This is a genomic window from Marinirhabdus gelatinilytica (assembly GCF_003353425.1).
Taxonomy (GTDB): domain Bacteria; phylum Bacteroidota; class Bacteroidia; order Flavobacteriales; family Flavobacteriaceae; genus Marinirhabdus; species Marinirhabdus gelatinilytica.
The window spans coordinates 161258-182390 of sequence record NZ_QRAO01000004.1; the positions used below are offsets into that span (position 1 = coordinate 161258).

Consider the following 21133-nt stretch of genomic DNA (forward strand, 5'->3'; position numbering starts at 1 on the left):
TTTAGTGATTGGTATTCTTTTTTTCTGTATCCTCACGCTCCTTCTTCCGTTCTAAATAGCCGCTCTTAAAATTTCGTTGTCTACGGTTGCGGTTGGTGTTGGTGTTCTTTTTGTTCCAGAAAAAGACGAGTACTGCCAATATAAGCAGTCCAACAATAACGAGATACGGATTGGAAAGGTCTAGTGTCAATAGCATTATGTAAAAGTAAGAAAAATGCCGAGGAGTTAGAAGATTTTATAGGTTGATAGTTGAGTTGTTTAAAAGTTTAGTGTTGAGAAGTCTAGATGTTTAGAAGTAGGTTTTTAGTTTTCACTACTCACTACTCACTACTCACTACTCACTATCTTTTCATTCCTTACATCACTCTCCACCACACCATCGCGAAGCCTGATCACACGGTGTGCGTGCGTGGCAATATCTTCTTCGTGTGTTACAAGGATCACAGTATTTCCAGCCGCATGGATATCATCGAAAAGTTTCATGATTTCCACTGAAGTTTTACTGTCCAGATTTCCCGTAGGTTCATCGGCCAGAATAATGGAGGGTTTGTTTACAAGAGCCCGCCCCACAGCCACACGTTGGCGTTGCCCACCGGATAACTGATTGGGACGGTGGTCCATACGGTCGCCCAGCCCTACGTCCTTTAGTACCTCTTCGGCACGGGCGTGGCGTTCGGCTTTGGAGGCCCCGGCATACACCATAGGCAGGGCTACGTTTTCTAATGCCGTAGTTCTTGGTAACAGGTTAAAGGTTTGGAAGACAAAACCTATTTCTTTGTTGCGTATTTCGGCCAGCTCGTCGTCGCTTAGGTTGCTTACATCCACGCCGTTCAGTTCGTAACTACCGGCAGTGGGGGTGTCCAGACAGCCCAGGAGGTTCATCAAGGTAGATTTTCCCGAACCCGAAGGTCCCATGAGTGCAACATAATCCCCTTTTTCTATATCAAGGTCTATCCCTTTTAATACGTGGACAATTTCTTGTCCCAATGGGAAGTCGCGGATGATATTTCGTATTTTAATGACTAAGCTCATACACCGCTATGGTCCCCTCGAGGGGACATTTTTTAATGGTTAACTGTAAATTTGGTTATTGGACGCAAAGGTAACGATGTTGTTACAGATTTTAATAGAGGAATTGAGTGATTGTTAGTTTAGAGTTGAACAGTTTTTAACGTTTTTGAAAAAAGATTGGCAATAAAAATCCACAAACCACAAAATCACCAAAGGTAGTGTTTAAGGGTTTAGGAGTTGAGAGGTTTAGTGTACGTGTTGGTTTTGTTCAAAGCTCACGCCTCACTGCCCACCACTACACCCTAATCCTGAAATGCTGTTTGGGCTGTTCGCTCCGGAAGAAGACCAATCCCCATTGAAAGGTGTCAATACTCACCGTTACTTTGGGGTGGTTGTAAATTTGCTGCCATGCCTCTGTCATTTCGGGGCTCCAGTAAATATCGTCAAAAATAATGATGGAGTCTTTATGGATGTGCTTCAGCAATCTTTCAAAATACCGAAGGGTCGCTTCCTTGTCGTGGTTTCCATCCACATACACAAAATCGAAAACTTCAGGATTGTGTTGCTGAAAAAACTGCTCAAATGTTAAGGTTTCGGTTGTGCTATTTTCAATCCCGAAGCTATTGAAATACTGTTGTGCCTTTGCTGAAGTTGCGGGACAGCCCTCTACCGTTGTAACGGTGCCGTTGGGATTGCCGGTTGCCATCGCTACGGTGCCCATTCCTAATGAAGTGCCCAGTTCTAACAGGTTGTTTGGTTGGAAATAACGTGCCAATCGAAATAGCAATTGCTGCCGCTTAATAGGTATTCCTGCATTTTTTGCAATGGCTTTTACCGTACGCTCGTTGCTTTTGAAGACCCGGGAGCCTGCGCCAAAATCGGTAATTGAAATGGTCGAGGTGTCTCGAAGTAGCTTCTTTCGGTGTTGTTCCAGCATATCGTAGCCTTGATGCTTTTGGGTGTCATAAAAACATTTGGTAACCAAATCGTACACAAAAGGGGAGTGCACCCCGTGCTGGTTGGTGGAGCAGAGGAGGAAGTTTAGGTATGATTTGAGTTGGTAAAACACATCTTACGTTTTCAGTGGTAGTGACAGTTTGCAGTATCTATATATTTTTTTTGCCCTTCGATATTTTTTTACTTTCCTGATTAATCTGTGACAGGCTATGCCTCGTAAATTCTCTTAGGATACTTTCATATTGGAGTTTGTTATTTGCTTTTTTTGATATTTTGCTGCTGCAGCTCACTGCAAGTGTCCGCGTCCTACCCGCAGCCAACTACCCTTCCAATTTCTCACTCAACTCAAACCAACGCATTTCCTTTTCTGAGATGCTATCTATAATTTCTTGCAAAACTTTGGACTGTTTGTCTATTTCCTCGCCGTCCCAGCCTTCGGTGGCAAATTTGTTCTGGAGGGCTTCCCTTTCTTTTTCCAGGGTTGCTATTTCTTTTTCTAGGCGGCTGTGTTCTTTCTGTTCGTTATAGCTGAGTTTTGCTTTGGTCTGGTCTTTTTTCCAATCGTTTTTGGGCTTTGTATTTTCTTCCGAAGCGCTCTTTGAAGGCTTGCTGTCCTCGTATACCCTATAGTCGCTATAGTTGCCAGGAAAATCCTGTATCTCGCCTTCTCCTTTAAACACAAAGAGATGGTCCACGATCTTGTCCATAAAATAACGGTCGTGAGAAACCACGATGAGACAACCCGGAAAGTCCAGTAAAAAACTCTCCAGCACGTTTAAGGTTACAATGTCCAGATCGTTAGTGGGTTCATCTAGAATCAGAAAATTGGGGTTTTTGATGAGGACGGTGCATAAGTATAGGCGTTTCCGTTCACCACCACTCAACTTTTCAACAAAATCGTATTGCTTTTTACGGTCGAAGAGAAAACGTTCCAACAGTTGTGCTGCTGAAATTTGCCGCCCCTTTTTCAGTGGGATATAATCGCCAAATTCCCGCACCACCTCAATTACTTTTTGTCCGGGTTTAATGGTAATTCCCTTTTGGGTGTAGTAGCCAAACTGCACTGTTTCACCTATTACAACCTTCCCCGTATCTGGCACGAGCTGTCCCGTGAGCATGTTGAGAAATGTAGATTTCCCGGTTCCGTTCTTGCCTATGATACCAACTCGTTCGCCTTTCAGAAAATTGTAATCGAAGTTGTTAAAGAGTTCCTTGTCGCCATAGCTTTTGGAAACATTGTGCAGCTCTACCACTTTAGTGCCCAAACGTTCCATGTTCAGTTCCAGTTGTACCTCGTGGTCGTTGCGGCGCTGGTGGGCACGCTGTTTTATTTCAGAAAAATCGTCAATACGGCTTTTGCTCTTGGTGGTACGGGCCTTGGGTTGGCGGCGCATCCAGTCCAGTTCTTTTTTGTAGAGCTGTTTTGCCTTCGCGGTCTCGGTGGCTTGGTTCTCTATGCGTGCGTCCCTTTTTTCCAGATAGTAACTGTAGTTTCCTTTATAGCTGTATAGGTTGCCCTCGTCCAGTTCAATAATCTGGTTGCATACACGCTCCAAGAAATAACGGTCGTGGGTTACCATGAAGATGGTAAAATTTTCAGTTGCGAACAGCTGTTCCAGCCACTCGATCATTTCCAGATCCAGATGGTTGGTGGGCTCGTCCATGATAAGGAGATCTGGATTTTGCAATAGGGCCGAGGCCAATGCAAGTCTTTTCTTTTGTCCCCCAGAGAGATTTTTCACCTTTAAGTTAAGGTCGTCCAATTTCAGTTTGTAGAGAATTTGGGTGTAGCGGGTCTCAAAATCCCAGGCATTGTGGGCATCCATGGCATCGAAAGCTGCTTGGTAGGTTTCGGTATCTTGGGGATTTTTGAGTGCCTTTTCGTATTGTGCGATGATGTTGAGGATGGGATTGTCCGAGGCTAAAATAGTTTCCTCGATGGTAAGCCCTGGGTCCAAATTGGGTTCTTGGGATAAAAAAGCCGTTTTCAAGTTTTTTCTGAAAACGATCTCGCCAGTATCTGGGCTGTCTTCCCCAGAGAGCATGTTGAGTAGGGAGGTTTTTCCGGTTCCGTTCTTGGCAACAAAACCTATTTTTTGTCCCTCATTGATGCCGAAGGAAATTTCAGAAAAGAGAACACGTTCTCCGTACGATTTTGCTATATTTTCTACCGAAAGGTAATTCACTGTACAATTTTTTGCAAAATAAGCAGTTTTTCAGCAGAACCCACAAAATACCTTTCATTATTACATTGGTTGGTTTATATTTGTCGCATTACAACCCTGCCCTTATGAACTGTAAGTACCTGTTCTTGTTATTGGTTACCGTCCTTGGGTTTACTTCCTGCATCTCTACCAAGCAGTTGGAATACCTTCAGGAGGACACTGCTGCCAAGGACACCCTCTATTCCCTGAACAAAAAGCAAGAGCCCTATAGAGTACAGGTAAACGACCTCTTGAGCATTAGAGGAAAAGCACTGGATCCTGAGTTTGTAAGTACATTCAATCCTACGGGTGAGACCAATCCCAATGCTACAGGGGAAGAGCGTTTGTACTACGATGGTTTTGTGGTAGATCCCCACGGAAATATACGAATCCCTAAATTAGGTGAGGTAGCCGTGCTTGGGCTCACCGTAGATGAAATACGGGAGAAGATTGAAAAACAGCTCACCGATGAGTATTTTAAACCAGAAGCCGAACTATTTATTACCGTAAAACTTGCAGGGATACGATATACCATTAACGGGGAGATAGGTGCCCCAGGCTCCCAGATTATCTATAGGGACGCCATTACCATTATGGAAGCCATAGCCAATAGTGGCGATATTACGCTCACGGGCGACAGAAGCGATGTGGTGATTATTCGTCAATATCCAGCAGGACAGAAGGTTCACCATATAGACCTTACCTCCATAAATGCTATGAACTCACCCTATTATTGGATACAGCCCAACGATTTGATCCTGATAAACCCATTGCCGCAAAAGGCGTTGGGGACTGGTACTACGGGACTGCAATCGTTTACAACCATACTTACCGTTTTTACTGCTTTGGTAACAACGGTTCTATTATTTACTAGGTTATAATGAGCGAAGATTTTAACATAAACGACGTACAGATAAACTTCGACTTTAAGGGGTTTTTGTTCAAGCTATTGAGCTATTGGCCGCTGTTTCTTGTTTCCTTGGCCATTGCTTTTGGAATTGCGTATTACATAAATGTTAGGAAGTTGGCAGTGTACCGAATGAACACCTTGGTAACTATAAAGGACGACCAAAACCCGTTCTTTACGGCCAATACAAGTCTCACCTTCAACTGGGGAGGAACTACCGACAAGGTAAACACCGCTGTTGTAACGTTGAATTCCCGTACCCATAATGAGAAAGTGGTGGATAGGCTTCAGTATTACTTGAATTACAAGAGGGACGGGGAGTACCAAAAGGTAGACGCTTACAAACAAACCCCGTTTTTTGTGAAGGTAGATACTACGAGAGCCCAGCTACTAGGGCAGGAGTTTACCGTGGTGTTCAAGGACTCGGTCAATTTTACGCTTACTGCTGAAATCTTAGAGGAGGGCAACAAAAGTTTCCAAACATACAATGCTGAAAAAGAAAAGGAGAGGCGCTTTGTGCCCAGTGGTACTTTTAAAGAGTCCTTTAAAATAGGTGAGCTTGTTAAAACCCCGTATTTTAACGGAATATTTGTGCCCAACCAAGAGCTTTCGGTAAAGGCCAATAAGCCCTATTACCTTAGTTTTTCAAACTTTGATAGTGCTGTGAAGGGGTATTTGGATATCACGGTAACCCCGGCTTCTTCAGGATCTTCAGTATTGAATTTAGGTCTTACGGGTAAGAACAAGGCACGAATTGTAGATTACCTGAACAGCTCTGTGCAGGTGTTGAGTGATGACATGCTGGAGCGAAAGAATCTTTTTGCTACCAAAACCATAAAGTTTATAGATAGTAGTCTTGGGGTGAAATCGAAAGAATTAAAGGATGTTGAGCAAGAACTCAACGAATTTAAGGATAAGAATGCAGTATTCAACCTTGAAGCTGAAGGAGCTGAAATAAAATCTAAACTTAGTGCGCTCGATATAAGGAAAGAAAACGTAGATAGAGAATTGAACTACTACAACGCGCTTGAAGATTACTTGCGCACGCGCAACGATTATAGGGATGTACCGGCACCCTCTGTGGCGGGTATTACAGAGTCCAGTATTGTCACTGGGGTATCGCAGATTGTAAGCCTTGCACAACGGCGAAACACCTTGGAATATAGCTATAAGGAGGGGGCCACCCCACTTTTGGATATAGACAGGCAGATTGATGCCGTAAAAAAAGTGTTGCTTGAAAACATAACCTCTACCAAGGGATTGAAGAACCAAGAGCTCCAAAACATTAATAGGGAGATAAGTTCGCTAGAATTTCAAATACGGAAACTACCAAAAGAGCAACAAGATCTTTTGAAAATTGAAAGACAGTATACTTTAAATGAAGCAGTATATAATATTTTCCTTTCCAAAAAAAGTGAAGCAGATCTCGTAAAGGCAGCAAACGTAAGTGATGTACAGGTAATCGATGAGGCAAAGGATACAGGGGGTGGAAAGATAGGCCCCAATACACAACTCAATTATGTAATGGCATTCCTTTTTGGCTTGCTCATTCCTTTTGTGTTTGTGTTCCTAAGGGTGTTCTTTGACACCAAGGTCCACCATTTAAATGACGTGGAGCGCAACTCCAAGATTCCTATCCTTGGTGTGATAGGGAAGAGCCGTATGGATGGAAACCTTGCCGTACTTAACAAGCCTAAATCCTCTATTGCGGAAGCTTTTAGAGCACTGCGTTCTGGGCTTCAGTTTTTGTATAGGAAGCAGGGTATCGAGGGTTGCAAGACCGTACTGGTAACCTCTTCGGTGAGTGGGGAGGGGAAAACATTTACGGCCATTAACATAGCTTCGGTATTTGCGCTTAGTGAGAAGAAAACGGTACTGGTAGGACTAGATCTTAGGAAGCCAAAGATTTTTGACGATTTCGAGATTACCAATTCTATCGGTGTGGTCAATTATTTGGTAAATGATGCAACTGTCACAGATATTGTACAGCCTACAAGAGTTTCAAATCTGGATATCATTACCTCAGGACCCATACCGCCCAATCCTTCAGAATTATTGATGAGCGAGCGTATGGAGTTGCTGGTCGAACAGTTGAAGCAGGAATACGATTACATCATCCTGGATACCCCGCCTATGGGCTTGGTTGCAGATTCCTTGGAACTGTTGAAATATGCCGATGCAACCATTTATATGATCCGTCAAAATTATACCCGCAAACGTATGTTGGGTATGATAAACGAAAAGTACAAACGTGGAGAGGTAAAGAACATCAGCTTTGTATTGAACTATTACGAAGAAAAGGCCAAATACGGCTATGGTTATGGCTATGGTTACGGCTATGGCTATGGTTACGGAGGCTATGGAAAATATGGCAACGGGTATCACGAAGAAGAAAAACCCAAAGGCTATTGGCAACGGTTCCTAGGATTTTTCCGCAGAAAAAAATAACAACTGGTGCGGCACCCACTTATTTATGCTTACCAAAAAGCAACAACTCACCAAGCGTATCTTTGACCTAAGTCTTACACTTTTAATAATCCCTTTTGTGATAATTCCCGTACTTTTATTCCTCCTTATAGCAACGGTTGTGACGGGAAAAAACGGACTGTTTTCACAAATAAGGATAGGACAGTTCGGAAAGTATTTTAGGCTCTATAAAATAAGGTCCCTAAAAAAAGAGAACCACGAGGATATCTTTGCTATACGAAAGAACGAAACTGTTTTTGGAAGTTGGTTGCGACGTAGCAAACTGGACGAACTGCCGCAATTATGGAACGTTCTTGTAGGAGACATGAGCTGGGTAGGCCCTAGACCCGATGTGCCGGGCTATGCAGATATGCTGAAGGGAAACGATAGAGAACTCTTATTGTTGAAACCAGGGATTACCGGCCCTGCAACCTTGAAATATAAAAATGAAGACAAATTGCTATTAAAGCAACCAAACCCAACCGAATATAACGACACGGTAATTTGGCCGGACAAGGTCAGGCTCAATATTGCGTATGCCGAAGACTGGAGTATTATAAAAGACGTTGTGTATATAGTAAAGTCTGTTTTTGGGAATTAACATAAATGATAACTATGAAAGAAAAACCAACCATCGCCATTATAGGATTGGGCTATGTGGGGCTCCCCCTTGCTGTTGCCTTTGCAGAGAAGTACCACGTAATTGGTTTCGATATCAATGAAGCCCGGGTGAACGAATTGAACAGCGGGACAGACCACACCCTAGAGGTAAGTGACAACGCGCTACAAAAGGTTTTAAAAGGTACTGCTGAAGGTTCACTACGAGTAACCACCCAAGCCGATACGATGAAGGAGGCCACAGTATACATCGTAACAGTGCCTACCCCAACCAATAAATACAACCAACCAGTATTAACGCCGCTTACTAAAGCCAGTGAGACCATTGGGAAACAGCTTGAAAAGGGCGATGTGGTTATCTATGAATCTACCGTATACCCTGGAGTCACCGAAGAGATTTGTGTGCCTATTTTGGAACAGGAATCTGGCCTGGCTTTCAATAAGGATTTTTATGCAGGGTATTCTCCAGAGCGTATCAATCCAGGGGATAAAAAACATACCGTTACCAAAATATTGAAAGTTACCTCTGGATCCACTCCAGAGATTGCCCAAAAGATAGATGCGCTCTATGCATCGGTGATTACGGCGGGAACACACTTGGCTCCCAGTATTAAAGTGGCCGAGGCTGCCAAAGTGATAGAGAACTCGCAGCGCGACATCAATATTGCGTTTGTGAACGAGCTGTCCAAGATTTTCCGTTTGCTGGATATCGATACCCACGCCGTATTGGAAGCTGCCGCAACCAAATGGAACTTTATAAAATTCACCCCGGGACTTGTGGGCGGTCACTGTATTGGGGTAGACCCTTATTATCTGGCACAAAAAGCACAGGAAGAAGGCTACAACCCAGAGATCATCCTGGCCGGTAGGCGTATGAACGATGGGATGGGGAATTATGTAGCCCAAGAAGTGGTAAAGCTCATGATACAAAAGGAGTGCAAGGTAAAGAACGGGCACGTACTGCTTATGGGAATTACCTTTAAGGAGAACTGCCCGGACATTCGCAACAGTAAAGTAATTGATGTAATTGAAGAACTCCGGAAATACAATCTGAACATAGACGTGTACGACCCGTGGGCCGATGCTTCTGAGGTGTATAACGAATTCGGTCTGCACCTGCTCACCTCGCCAGAACAGTTAAAAGAGAATTATGAAGCTGTGATTTTGGCCGTGGGACATAGCAAATTTTCAGAGTTCGATTTTGAGAATCACTTGGCATCCCCTTCAGTGGTGTTCGATGTAAAGGGATTCTTTCCGAAGGAGAAAGTTGATGGGTGTTTGTAGGTAGTGGTTATCGGTTATCGGTTATCGGTTGTGGGTTGTGGGTTGACGGTTGTGGGTTGTCGGTTGTGGGTTGTCGGTTGTGGGTTGACGGTTGTGGGTTGTGGGTTGTCGGTTGTCGGTTGTCGGTTGTGGGTTGTGGGTTGTGGAAAATGGTTTAAAATGATTACTATATGAAAAGCTATAAAGATCTCGACATTTATAGATTGGCTTTTGAGTATGCAGTTGAGGTACATAAAATCTCATTATCGTTACCTTCGCACGAACTTTATGAACAAGGAGGCCAAATACGTAGATCGTCAAAATCTATTAAAGATAATATCGTTGAAGGATATGGTAGGAGAAAGTATAAAAAGGATTTTATCAAATTTTTAATCTATGCCCACGCCTCCTTATTAGAATGTATTTCACAATTGGAGATGATCCAGGAAATTTATAAAGAAATTGATGTTTCAGACCTATTAAAAAAATACGATACCCTAGGTGCTAAGATTTTTTCTTTTTTGAAATATGTTGAAAAAGAATGGAAACCTTAACACACAACAAACAACAACCCTAAACCTTTTAAAACACGTGTACAAAACTAAATACCATTCCGGAGACCTTTCAGATTATTCATTCTTAGTAACAGGAGGCGCAGGCTTTATCGGTTCCAATCTGGTGGCGTATTTGCTGAAATACAATGCTAAGAGAGTACGGGTGCTGGATAATTTTGCTACGGGGTTTCGGGAAAATCTTTCAGCGTTTCAAAGCAACCCGGCTTTTGAATTAGTGGAAGGCGATATAAGGGATCTGGAAACCTGTAAGCGTGCCATGGAGGGAATAGACTACGTCTCCCACCAAGCTGCCTTGGGAAGCGTCCCCCGGAGTATCAACGACCCCATCACTTCTAACGATGTGAACGTGTCGGGATTTTTGAATATGCTGGTCGCCCAGAAAGAAAGCGATACCGTAAAGCGCCTGGTGTATGCTGCTAGCAGCAGTACCTATGGCGATAGTAAAAATTTGCCCAAGGTAGAAGATACTATTGGCAAACCATTATCGCCTTATGCAGTAACCAAACTGGTGAATGAATTATACGCAGATGTTTTTTACAAAACCTATCAAACCCAAACCATTGGCCTACGCTACTTTAATGTGTTTGGCCCAAACCAAAGCCCAACGGGAGCGTATGCAGCGGTAATCCCATTGTTTATGCAAGCCCTAAAAGACGGTAAATCACCAACCATACATGGTGACGGTGAACAAACCCGTGACTTTACTTTTGTAGAGAACGCCGTGCAGGCCAATATAAAAGCATTGTTTGCAGGAGATAAAGCTGTAAACGAAGTCTTTAATGTTGCCTTTGGGGAGCGCATTAGCTTAAATACACTGTGGGAAAATTTACAGCAAATTTCAGATAAAAAATTAAAAGCTACTTACGGCCCGCCCCGTAAAGGTGATGTGCGAGACTCCCTGGCCAATATCGATAAAGCTAGAGGCTTGATAGGGTATGACCCGTTGTTTTCGGTGAAGGATGGACTGTTGTTAACTTGGGAGCAATTCAGCAAAAACGTTTATTAAGAGGTATATGCTTATAACAGATTCCTATATCTATCTTGAACTACACAAGACAGGCTGTAGCCATACTCGAAAAATACTTCATTTGTTGGAGGGTGAAACTGCCGAACGCTATGGGCAGCACAATTCCTACTTTAATACGGACAAGGGGAAACTGGAAGAAATAGGGTTCCGTTCCAAAAAGAAGCTGGGCAATATCCGTAACCCTTGGGACTGGTACGTTTCGCTATGGGCATTTGGTTGCATGAAAAAAGGGGGATTATACCATAAGCTAACCCAGCAAAAAAGTTATTCCTTAAAAAATAGAATTAAGAACCCCCGGCTCTTTGCACAAAATAAGGCTTTATGGGAGGAATTATATTCCGACCCGTACAAGGTGGAAAATTTCAGGAAATGGTTACTGTTATTGCTCGACAATAAGGGCACACAAGTTACCGAAGGGTTTACCAACTATCCATTGGCCTCCTTCGCGGGCTTCCTAACATTTCGGTTTTTGCGATTGTACACATACAACTCTGATGAGTCGTTGCGTTCCATTACCTCCACGGAAGATGTAAGCACCTTTTATGGGGAACATTCGTTTATGGACGTTATCATAAAAAATGAAGCTATCAATGAGACGATTTTGTCCCTGTCTGATGTACTTGGTGCAAATGAAACTACCATAGCAGAAGTGTTAAAAGAAACCACTGCAAAAAGTAACAGTTCCATTCGTAACAGCTATACGGGTTATTACGATACCAAAACAAAAGATCTGGTCTCCAAGCGCGAATCTTTCATTATAGATCGATTTGGCTATCAATTTTAAACAACATTTAATTTAGTTGTGAATCCTGTGCAGATACCTTAAATTGCATCCCTATGGCAGAAGAGAAATGGCTATATGAAATTTCCTCCAAAAAGAAGTTGCTAAGCCTCAATTTCAATGAGATATGGCGGTATAGAGATTTGTTGCTATTGTTCGTAAAACGTGATATTACCACTGTTTACAAACAAACCATCTTAGGTCCACTTTGGTATTTCATACAACCTTTGTTTACATCGGTTATCTTTACGTTGGTGTTCAATAATCTTGGAAGCATAAGCACAGGTCTAATACCTCCTTTTTTATTTAATCTTACTGGGATTACTGCCTGGAATTATTTTAAAGAATGCTTAACAGGTACTTCCAATACTTTTGCCAAGAATCAAGGTATTTTTGGGAAGGTATATTTCCCTAGGGTAATCATGCCTATGTCTGTTACTATATCCAATTTGGTGAAATTTGGTATACAGCTTTTGATCTTGGTGTCTTTTTATGTGTATTATATAAGTACTGGAGCTATGATTACCCCAAATGGCTATATAGCCCTTTTTCCTGTTTATATTATCATGATGGCGCTTCTGGGGCTGGGAGTAGGTATGTTAGTGTCTTCTCTTACTACAAAATATAGAGACCTGCAGGTACTCATAAATTTTGCCGTACAATTGTTAATGTACCTCTCGGCAGTGCCGTACCCTTTAAGCGAGGCAAAGGCCAAGTTTCCTTATTTTGTAGCAATTTTTGTACAATACAATCCTGTTACGCAAATTGTGGAGGGTTTTAGATATATGGTTTTAGATTCAGGCACGTTTACTTGGACAGGATTTATATATACACTGGTCGTATGTGTTTTCCTGTTCTTGGTAGGACTAGTTGTATTTAATAGAACCGAAAAGAATTTTATAGATACTGTATAATGGCAAAGGTAATCTTAAAAGCAGAAAGCATAAGCAAGCAATACCGATTGGGATTAGTAGGTACAGGTACCGTAAAACATGATTTCAATAGATTTATAGCTCGTATCCTAGGGAAAGAAGACCCTTATTTGAAAGTAGGTGCTGAAAATGATCGAAGTGCAAAAGCGACCGAAAATTATGTGTGGGCACTACGTGATATTAATTTTGAAGTTAAAGAAGGGGAAGTACTTGGGATCATAGGGAAAAACGGTGCAGGAAAATCTACCTTGTTAAAAATCCTGAGCCGCGTTACCAGCCCCACAACAGGGGTTATAAAAACAAAGGGGCGTATAGCTTCCCTCTTGGAAGTGGGAACCGGGTTCCACCCCGAGTTAACAGGTCGAGAAAACATCTATTTGAACGGAGCCATACTAGGGATGACCAAGACCGAGATACAAAGAAAAGAAGAAGAGATTATCGATTTTTCTGGCTGTACAATGTATATTGATACTCCCGTAAAGAGATATAGTAGCGGGATGCGTGTGCGCCTGGCTTTTGCCGTAGCGGCCCATCTAGAACCCGATATCTTGGTGGTAGATGAGGTGCTAGCGGTAGGTGATGCGGAGTTTCAGAAAAAAGCGATAGGAAAGATGCAGGATATAAGTAAAGGGGAGGGCAGGACAGTATTGTTTGTTAGCCATGACATGACAGCAATAAAAAGTCTATGTACTAGGGTTGTTGTCCTACAAAACGGTAAAACTTTTTTTGAAGGCGAAACCGATGAGGCAATTGATAAATATTTAGAAAAATATAAAACTTCTTCAGGACTTATAAACTTTAAAGGAGGAAAGAATGTTTTTAAATTAAAGTTCTCTAGATTCGAGGTTTTAAATAAAAATAAAGAAATTTCCTCTTCGTTTCAATCTGGAGAAAAAATTACCTTTAAAACAACTATAAAGGTAAATCATAAAATTAGAAATCCAATTTTTAGTTTAAGGTTGAGTGATTCAAATAATACTAGCATTATTTGTTGGAGAAGCAATGATTTTATAGAACAACCACTTCCTAAGGGGCTAGAAGATGATTTAATTATATATATATCTACAAATAAGTTATTTTTACTAGACACAATCTATAAAGTTTCTATTAGTTTTTTAGATGGTAAAGAACTTTTGGATTATAAGCGTGACTTTATTTCTTTTGAAATTTTACCAGGAAAGCCTAACGAACGCTTTCACCCAATTACAAAACGAAAAACATATAACAGTATTGTTTTTGCTGAAGCTAAATGGCAAGTTGAACAATAGCAAATATTTGCGATGAAAAACTATAAGGAATTACGTATTGGAGAAAAGAAAGCTTTCTGGAAAGAAAACCCTTTACTTGGAGAGATTCCAATTAATATAAAGGGGATTATTCCTTTTAAAATGTATTCTCAGAATGACGATAGTGTTGTGAAGGAACTTCATTGGACAAATTATGAAGGATGGGAGTTGACAAGTTTATTGTTGTGGTCTGATTTGCTTATGAATATACCAAAGGGTATCATATTTGATATTGGAGCCTATTCGGGTATCTATTCTATTATTGCATCAAAAAAGGCAAAAAAGTGTGAAATCCACGCATTTGATATTCAGGATAACTGTATAAATCGTCTAAAAAAAAATATGAAAATTAATGAGGTGAATAATGTAAAGATCCATCAAGCTGCATGTACTGATTTTAATGGTGAATCTATTTTTTATTTTTATGAAGAGGAAGGAATTATGTCTTCCATTGCTGGACTAGTACCCAATAAAATAAATGACCTAGAAAAAAAAATAAGGACTGTCAAACTAGACGATCTTAAGGTCAATGGCTCGGTACAGCTTATAAAAATAGATGTTGAAGGTGCCGAATTGAGTACTTTAGGAGGTTTGAAACATATATTAATCAATGATAGTCCAGATGTTCTGATAGAGGTAAATAATTTTAAGGATATAAAAAAAGTCAAGAATTTGTTTCCCTCAGGCTATGTGCTTTACGATATTGACGAGGACAGTCTTACAATTAAGAAAATGGGATGGTTCAAAAAACCTTCTGCACATAGGAATTATTTGTTTACCAAGAAAGATCAAATGACAATTAAAGAGATATTTTCAGGCCTCGTTAAATGATGAAATATCCCTCAATTTGCAAAATTAATTAAATGAACGTATGCATACTATCCGGTAGATACCCAGTTACTGAGTTTCAATCGTACATAAACCATAAAATTTATGCAGATCATTTTGGCTATTCCTACGTACATTGTAATTGGCCAACTACTACAAAGAACAATTACCTCAATAAAATAGTATATATATTAAGCATTATTGATCATTATGACTATCTGGTTTGGATAGATGATGATGCATTCTTTATTGATTTTAAAAAAGATATAATGGAGTACCGCCCGGAAGGGGATTCTTTTATATCCTTTTGCAAGAGCCCTAATTTTAAAGAGCTTAAGACCGTTTTATCGTCTGGGCAATTTATTGTAAGGGTAAACGATTTGTCAAAGCTGTTTTTTGAAACTGTTTTAAAAACCGAAATGGATTCAGTGAAAAATTGGTGGGATGAGTCCCTAGGATACTTTACAAATGGCGATCAAGATATAATGATATATTTGCTTTTGGAAGATAAACGGTTTAAGAATAAGGTGGATTTGTATGATTATAAAAAATTCAATAGCCGCGTTGAAAATTTAATTGATGTAGATGTACATAAACCTTTAGTTCTACATTTTACTGGGAGAGGAAAAACCAAGCAAAAAAATTATATACGGATACAGCGTAATTTAAATATTCACCCCTCATTGGTGCCCAATACCAAGTTAGTTGAATATAATATTGTGGTCAAACCAAGTTATAACAAAGATGATGTGCAAAAAAATCCTGTATCATTATTATATAAGCTTAATCGAAAGATAAAAGGATGGTTGTAAGATTAAAGAACAATGAGCAGTATAATTTACCAAAACAGGTACAAAAAACTCTAAATAAGTATGCTTATGTTTTCAACCCTAGCTTAGTTATCTCAAGGGAGAATCATTATTTGGCAATTCGTGCTTTTTGTAAAGAATCCAATTCAATTTTAGCACTCCTGTTTGTATGGAATGATAAAAAAGAAGTGCAAGAGGTAAATTTAACTCATTACTTCTGCTCACGTTTAAAACTAGTAAAAGTGGCTGATCCAAAACTCTTTGTTTTAGAGGAAGAGGTTTATGGCACTTTTAACTCTGGAGACGCCATTAAGGGGTCAAATTCCATTATTCTGTTCCAGCTTGATAAAAGCTTGATAAAAAACTACTACGAATGTATCTACTCTGACCGCATTAAAACTGAAAAAAACTGGGCATTTTTTAAAGAAAAAGAAGAAATGTTTGTGCTTTACAGTCTTGACCCACTTAAAATCCTGAAATTAGATAAAGTTTCAGAAAATAAAATATTTTTTAAAAATTTTTTTTGCGACCCAACACAACGTCTCAAAAATCACTCTATAGGAACACCTCTGATAAGAGTGAAGAACGGCTATGGTTTCATAGCCCATAAAAAGCTGTACCGTAAGCGGAAGCGTCTTTATTTAGGGAAGATGGCGATTTTAAAAACAAGTGGCCCCGTAGTTGTCTCTGTTCGTTCTATACCAATAATACACTCATTTGAATCCTTATTGGGAAGTAAATTTAAATTTAACAAGAATCTTATATCTTGCTCTTATTTTTCTGGCTTATATCGTTACCAGAATAAATTAATATTAGGCTATGGTATTAATGATATAGATTATAACATTGTAATAGTAAACAAAAAAAAATTATGGCTCTAAGAACTTATTATTGGACTCAAAGAAACGTTTCCCTATATAAATATTATAAGTATAAGTTCTTTAAGCCAGATCGGCTTATGTTTAGATTTGGGAATGCAGGTGACATATTTAATAAAGATCTACTTACCTATTTGTATCAAGAAAAACCCGTAAACATTAAAAATGAAGGCAACCGACTTTTACTTGTAGGCTCTATTGCCACAAAAATTAAAGAAGGAGATATTATAAATGGAATAGGCTGGAAAGGTAACGATATGAAAGACATGGAGGACCTATTGGCCTCATTAAAAGTTTATGGTGTAAGAGGGCCATTAACTAAATCTCTCTTTGAAAAATCCGGGACGGATCTATCTCAAATAAAATTTGAATACGATCCTGGATTACTCATAAAGGAAGTCTATAATTTAAACACTACCCAAAATACCGAAGAGCAAGTGGTCTTTCTACCCCATTATCAAGACAAGGCAGTTTATAAGGGAAAATTTCCCAAAAGCCTAAAAGTGATAGATATAGATAATAAGCCGAAAAAAATTGCCAAGGAAATTATGAAGGCAAAGGTGGTTTACTCCTCTTCACTCCACGGGATTATTTTCAGTCACGCATTAGATAAGCCTTGTGTTTTTGTAGAGCCACAATCAAATGAACCTATATTTAAATACCGCGACTACTACCTGTCTGTAGGGCTTGAACAGCCCGAACCTATAGCGAACATCTATGCTGCTAATTTTATAAAAGATAAACCAACCAAATTGACCAAAAAAATTGGAAGAGAAGATTTTTTTTTCCCTGGTAAAAAACAATTAAAAGAAGAAGGAATTATTCTTTAAAAATAGAAAGGCTTTAAAAAACTGCAATTAAATTTTAAAACGAAAATAGTTTAAGTATAATAAACTATAGTGCTACATATGAGCAAAAACATATACTATATTAATCGCTATAACCTCCAAAAAAGGAAGGAAATACGTGAAAATACTGGCTATGAGCAGATCGTGAAATACAGCAGTTTGTTTAAGCCCATTACTGGAAATGAATTGCTGGCCAAAATAGTATTGAAGGTTTTAAAATTAAAATTACCTAAAAACTATTTGAAAATTACCATTAGCGAAGAGATTAAAGCACTTTTTATAGCTTTATTGACAGGAGCTCCTATCTTTTATTTATATGCAGATAAAGATGCTTTTTTATTACCTCTGCTGAAAAGAAAATTTGGTCTTAAGCAAGTAAAACTTTTCGGCACCCTCCATTGGCCCATAGAAACTAGTCAAAAATTTTCTTTTTATGAAAAAAATTTGATATTCCAGTTTGATGGAATTATAACTTTATCTTCATCATTGACCCTGCTGAATCATCCTAACCAAATTACTATTCCACATGGAATTAATATTAATTACTGGCAAGAAAATGATACTTTGAAGTTCAAGAACTTTTATCTTATAATAGGTGTTAGCAACAGGGATCATGAAAAGCAAATACAGCTCATAAAGCAAATTAAATACCTCGACAATACTGCAAGGTTTGTTGTTTTAATAGACAATAAAGTCATTTACAATCTATATGAAGGTCTACTTGATCTAGAAGTGATTAAAACAAGAATATCAGATGCAAAACTTAAGGAATTATACGTAAGATGTAAAGCAGTTATCTTGATCCAAAAATATTGCCTAGCATCTAACTTAGTCTTAGAGTGTATTGCCACTACAACCCCAATAATTGCAAATAATGTTGGAGATATTGCAGAATATTTAGGCAAGAGGTACCCCTTGTTTCTATCTCAAGACAATCAACCCAACAACTTAGAAAAATTTATATTTGATAATGAAAACTATAGACGGAAGATTTTAGAATACTTATCAGGACTGAGGGACACATTTAATTGGCCCAGTATTGTAAATAATACAGTAAAATTTATAAATAATAGCTAAATGGGCAATAAACTCACGACCCAAGACTATTGGGAAGCATACTACAGTAAGGGTACTGTTAACCAAAGAAACATTATAAATGTTTGCTCATACTACGATCATTATTGGAATAGTTTTATAGATAAGAACAAACAGAAACAAACAATTATAGAAATTGGGGGTTACCCAGGAAGGTATTTGGCCTATTTAGCCTCCAGATATAATTTGGCACCAACTTCTTTAGACTATAACTCAGACACCGATAAAATCAAAGAAATGTTTGAGGTTATGGAGGTGAAAAACTTTACTATTCTTCAAAAAGATTTTACAGTCTATACTCCTGAAATATCGTACGATTATGTACTTTCAAACGGCTTTATAGAACACTTTAATAATTTCGAAGAAATTTTAGACCTTCATGTTAAATACATGAAAAAAAACGGAAAACTATATGTTATGATACCCAATATGAAAGGATATGTATATTTTTATAAATATTTAGTAGATCGTCGCAACCTTAAAATTCACAATCTAAAATCTATGCGGAAAAGAGTATTCAAGAATTTTGCAGAAAGAAATGATCTCATAATAGGAAAATTAGAATATTTCGGGGACTTTCCACACGCAGTGCACCAAAAACTGAATCCTATTCAAAAAATTATATGCAAAATACATAGATTTTTGTTTAAAAGGTTTTTAAATAAAATATTGAATAAATATCCATCACCCTATTTTTCTAGTGGTATTGTGGCTATTTTTGAAAAAAAATAATCTATGTGCGGATTTTTAGGAGAATTCTGTTTTCAAGATACACCTACCACGGAGACAACAGTGTTCAAAAATCTATTGCGCTTGTCACAGCATAGGGGACCAGATCATTCTCAAGTTAATTGTGAAGAAACATTTCAATTGGGATTTAATAGATTGGCTGTCATAGATATAACCGAGGCCGGAAATCAACCTAAAATTAGTCCTTCCAACCGTTACCACATTGTTTTTAATGGAGAGATATATAACTATCAATCGCTTAAAAAAAAATATAAATTAAAAAACTTATCGAGTACTTCAGATACTGAAGTGATACTACATTTATTAGATTCCATAGGTGTTTCAAGTACTATAGAATTGCTTAATGGAATGTTTGCTTTAGCCATTGTAGACGTTTGCAAAGAGAGTGTTTTCTTGGCTAGAGATTTTGCGGGAATAAAACCGCATTTTTATGGTATTTGTGATAAAGGGTTGGTTTTTGCGTCACAATTTGACCAGATTTTCAAACACCCTTTCTTTTCTGGCAACTTAACTCTTAATGTATCTACAGTAAAAGAATACTTTGGTTTGGGTTATATGCCATCACCAAATACGATTTATAATAAAATTCATCAAATAAATCCGGGCGAATTTCTTGAGATTACCAAAAAAGGAAAAATAAATCGTTCAAGCTACTGTGTTTTAAGCAAACAAAAAGTGTCTAAAATAGATGAAACTTCAGAAGATAATTCAGAAATTTACAATAAACTCCTTGAAGATGTTGTAGCTCGACAAATGGTTAGTGACGTACCTTTAGCTAGTTTTCTTAGTGGAGGTATAGACAGCCCACTCGTTTCTGCTGTTGCCCATAACCAAAGCAAGAATTTAAAAGCCTATACAGTAGGCGTAGACGACCTACGTTTTGACGAAAGCGAGAAAGCAAAACAATATGCCAACATACTGGGTGTAAAGCAGCAATCAATACGTATAAGTGAGGATGAAATTATAGGTCATATAGATGAGCATTTCAAATTTTATTCCGAACCGTTTGGAGATTATTCTAGTATTCCTACGTACTTAATTTGTAAAAAAGCTAAAATAGAAAATACCGTTATGTTATCTGGTGATGGCGGAGATGAGCTTTTCTTTGGTTATCAACGAATGCTTCAAACATTAAAAAACCGAAATTGGTTTAAAGTTCCATTTAGACTACGCAAACAATTGATAAGGCTATCAAATAAAATTGGTTTTACAGGAACTTTTGGGCCATACTATTATAAAACAATGGGTGATTGGATATTGGCAAGGCATCACCAAATTTTTCCAAACGAACTCGAAAAAATGTTCCCTAAAATAAATTTAACTAATGCCACTAACTCGCTTTACAGGAATAATAGCATAGCTTCAAAAAAAGACCTTTTACATTGGTTACGATGGAACGAGTTCTATGGACACATGCAACGCGTTCTAATAAAGGTGGACCGTGCAAGTATGGGCAATAGCCTCGAGGTTCGTGTTCCTTTTTTAGATAAAGAGAGTATAGATTTTTCTTGGAAGTATTTTCCTCTTTCATTTAATGATTCGGATGATTTAAAATCAATTCTAAAGAAATGCCTTCAGGTTTTTATCCCAAGAAAAATAATACAAACTAGCAAAAAAGGATTTACTGTACCTATTGATACTTGGCTTAAAGGTGTATTGAGAGAAGATTTAGAAAAAACTGTTTTAGAAACCCCTTTCTATGGTAGCGAAACTATAAATGTAAGTGAAGTCAGAAAATTTGTCACTAATTATTTAAATGGTAAACATAATGCTGCATGGGGAGTTTGGCATATATATGCCTGGCAAAAATGGGCATCTATTCACGTTTCCGATTAGATAAACAATGTATATTTTGAATTTTAAAGTAAATGATGACCCTACGTATTATGAAAACCAAA

The 21133-nt window shown here is 38.6% G+C and carries 20 protein-coding genes; 16 read left to right on the plus strand and 4 right to left on the minus strand.

What is annotated here, in order from left to right:
* Position 1 precedes the first annotated feature (1 nt).
* From C8D94_RS12040 to C8D94_RS12055, 4 genes are all read right to left on the minus strand, one after another.
* Positions 2-196: a hypothetical protein gene (locus tag C8D94_RS12040; RefSeq protein WP_115124208.1), complete on the minus strand. Its 195-nt coding sequence runs from the start codon at positions 194-196 to the stop codon at positions 2-4.
* A 131-nt stretch (positions 197-327) separates the two neighbouring features.
* Positions 328-1032 carry an ABC transporter ATP-binding protein gene (locus C8D94_RS12045; protein WP_115124209.1) on the minus strand — a complete coding sequence of 235 codons (705 nt, stop codon included), beginning with the start codon at positions 1030-1032 and terminating at the stop codon, positions 328-330.
* A gap of 274 nt (positions 1033-1306) precedes the next feature.
* Positions 1307-2080, minus strand: coding sequence for an O-methyltransferase (locus tag C8D94_RS12050; protein ID WP_115124210.1), 774 nt, complete (start codon positions 2078-2080; stop codon positions 1307-1309).
* A 208-nt stretch (positions 2081-2288) separates the two neighbouring features.
* Entirely contained in the window at positions 2289-4154 is a 1866-nt protein-coding gene (locus C8D94_RS12055) for an ABC-F family ATP-binding cassette domain-containing protein (protein WP_115124211.1), read from the minus strand.
* A 104-nt stretch (positions 4155-4258) separates the two neighbouring features.
* Between C8D94_RS12055 and C8D94_RS12060 the strand changes: the two genes are divergently transcribed.
* The 16 genes from C8D94_RS12060 to asnB all read left to right on the plus strand — a co-directional run bounded on the left by C8D94_RS12060 (position 4259) and on the right by asnB (position 21071).
* The gene (locus C8D94_RS12060) at positions 4259-5053 is read left to right on the plus strand and encodes a polysaccharide biosynthesis/export family protein (RefSeq protein WP_115124324.1); all 795 of its coding nucleotides are present in this window, start codon (positions 4259-4261) and stop codon (positions 5051-5053) included.
* Positions 5053-7527: a polysaccharide biosynthesis tyrosine autokinase gene (locus C8D94_RS12065; protein WP_115124212.1), complete on the plus strand. Its 2475-nt coding sequence runs from the start codon at positions 5053-5055 to the stop codon at positions 7525-7527. The genes C8D94_RS12060 and C8D94_RS12065 overlap by 1 nt, the downstream gene beginning before the upstream one ends.
* Before the next feature lie 25 nt (positions 7528-7552).
* Positions 7553-8146, plus strand: a complete 594-nt coding sequence (locus C8D94_RS12070; RefSeq protein ID WP_115124213.1) for a sugar transferase — start codon at positions 7553-7555, stop codon at positions 8144-8146.
* Between the two features lie 14 nt (positions 8147-8160).
* Entirely contained in the window at positions 8161-9447 is a 1287-nt protein-coding gene (locus C8D94_RS12075; RefSeq protein WP_245946306.1) for a nucleotide sugar dehydrogenase, read from the plus strand.
* Positions 9448-9617: 170 nt separating this feature from the next.
* On the plus strand, positions 9618-9980 hold the full coding sequence (locus tag C8D94_RS12085; RefSeq protein ID WP_115124215.1) for a four helix bundle protein: 363 nt from the start codon (positions 9618-9620) through the stop codon (positions 9978-9980).
* A 37-nt stretch (positions 9981-10017) separates the two neighbouring features.
* Complete coding sequence (locus C8D94_RS12090) at positions 10018-11007, plus strand: SDR family oxidoreductase (RefSeq protein ID WP_245946316.1); 990 nt, start codon at positions 10018-10020, stop codon at positions 11005-11007.
* 7 nt (positions 11008-11014) lie between these two features.
* Positions 11015-11812, plus strand: a complete 798-nt coding sequence (locus tag C8D94_RS12095) for a sulfotransferase family 2 domain-containing protein (RefSeq protein ID WP_147278548.1) — start codon at positions 11015-11017, stop codon at positions 11810-11812.
* Positions 11813-11865: 53 nt separating this feature from the next.
* A complete protein-coding gene (locus C8D94_RS12100) occupies positions 11866-12723 on the plus strand; it encodes an ABC transporter permease (protein WP_115124218.1) in 858 nt (285 codons plus the stop codon).
* Positions 12723-14009, plus strand: a complete 1287-nt coding sequence (locus tag C8D94_RS12105; RefSeq protein ID WP_115124219.1) for an ABC transporter ATP-binding protein — start codon at positions 12723-12725, stop codon at positions 14007-14009. The genes C8D94_RS12100 and C8D94_RS12105 overlap by 1 nt, the downstream gene beginning before the upstream one ends.
* 12 nt (positions 14010-14021) lie before the next feature.
* Positions 14022-14858 (plus strand): FkbM family methyltransferase, encoded by an 837-nt coding sequence (locus tag C8D94_RS12110; protein ID WP_115124220.1) that lies wholly within the window; start codon positions 14022-14024, stop codon positions 14856-14858.
* Between the two features lie 32 nt (positions 14859-14890).
* Positions 14891-15667: a putative nucleotide-diphospho-sugar transferase gene (locus C8D94_RS12115; RefSeq protein ID WP_115124221.1), complete on the plus strand. Its 777-nt coding sequence runs from the start codon at positions 14891-14893 to the stop codon at positions 15665-15667.
* The gene (locus C8D94_RS12120) at positions 15658-16545 is read left to right on the plus strand and encodes a hypothetical protein (RefSeq protein WP_115124222.1); all 888 of its coding nucleotides are present in this window, start codon (positions 15658-15660) and stop codon (positions 16543-16545) included. Before C8D94_RS12115 ends, C8D94_RS12120 begins: the two co-directional genes overlap by 10 nt.
* Entirely contained in the window at positions 16536-17372 is an 837-nt protein-coding gene (locus C8D94_RS12125) for a polysaccharide pyruvyl transferase family protein (RefSeq protein ID WP_115124223.1), read from the plus strand. Before C8D94_RS12120 ends, C8D94_RS12125 begins: the two co-directional genes overlap by 10 nt.
* 78 nt (positions 17373-17450) lie before the next feature.
* Positions 17451-18467, plus strand: a complete 1017-nt coding sequence (locus C8D94_RS12130; RefSeq protein WP_147278549.1) for a glycosyltransferase family protein — start codon at positions 17451-17453, stop codon at positions 18465-18467.
* The gene (locus C8D94_RS12135; protein ID WP_115124225.1) at positions 18468-19217 is read left to right on the plus strand and encodes a class I SAM-dependent methyltransferase; all 750 of its coding nucleotides are present in this window, start codon (positions 18468-18470) and stop codon (positions 19215-19217) included.
* Between the two features lie 3 nt (positions 19218-19220).
* A complete protein-coding gene (gene asnB / locus C8D94_RS12140) occupies positions 19221-21071 on the plus strand; it encodes an asparagine synthase (glutamine-hydrolyzing) (RefSeq protein ID WP_115124226.1) in 1851 nt (616 codons plus the stop codon).
* The last annotated feature ends 62 nt before the right edge of the window (positions 21072-21133 follow it).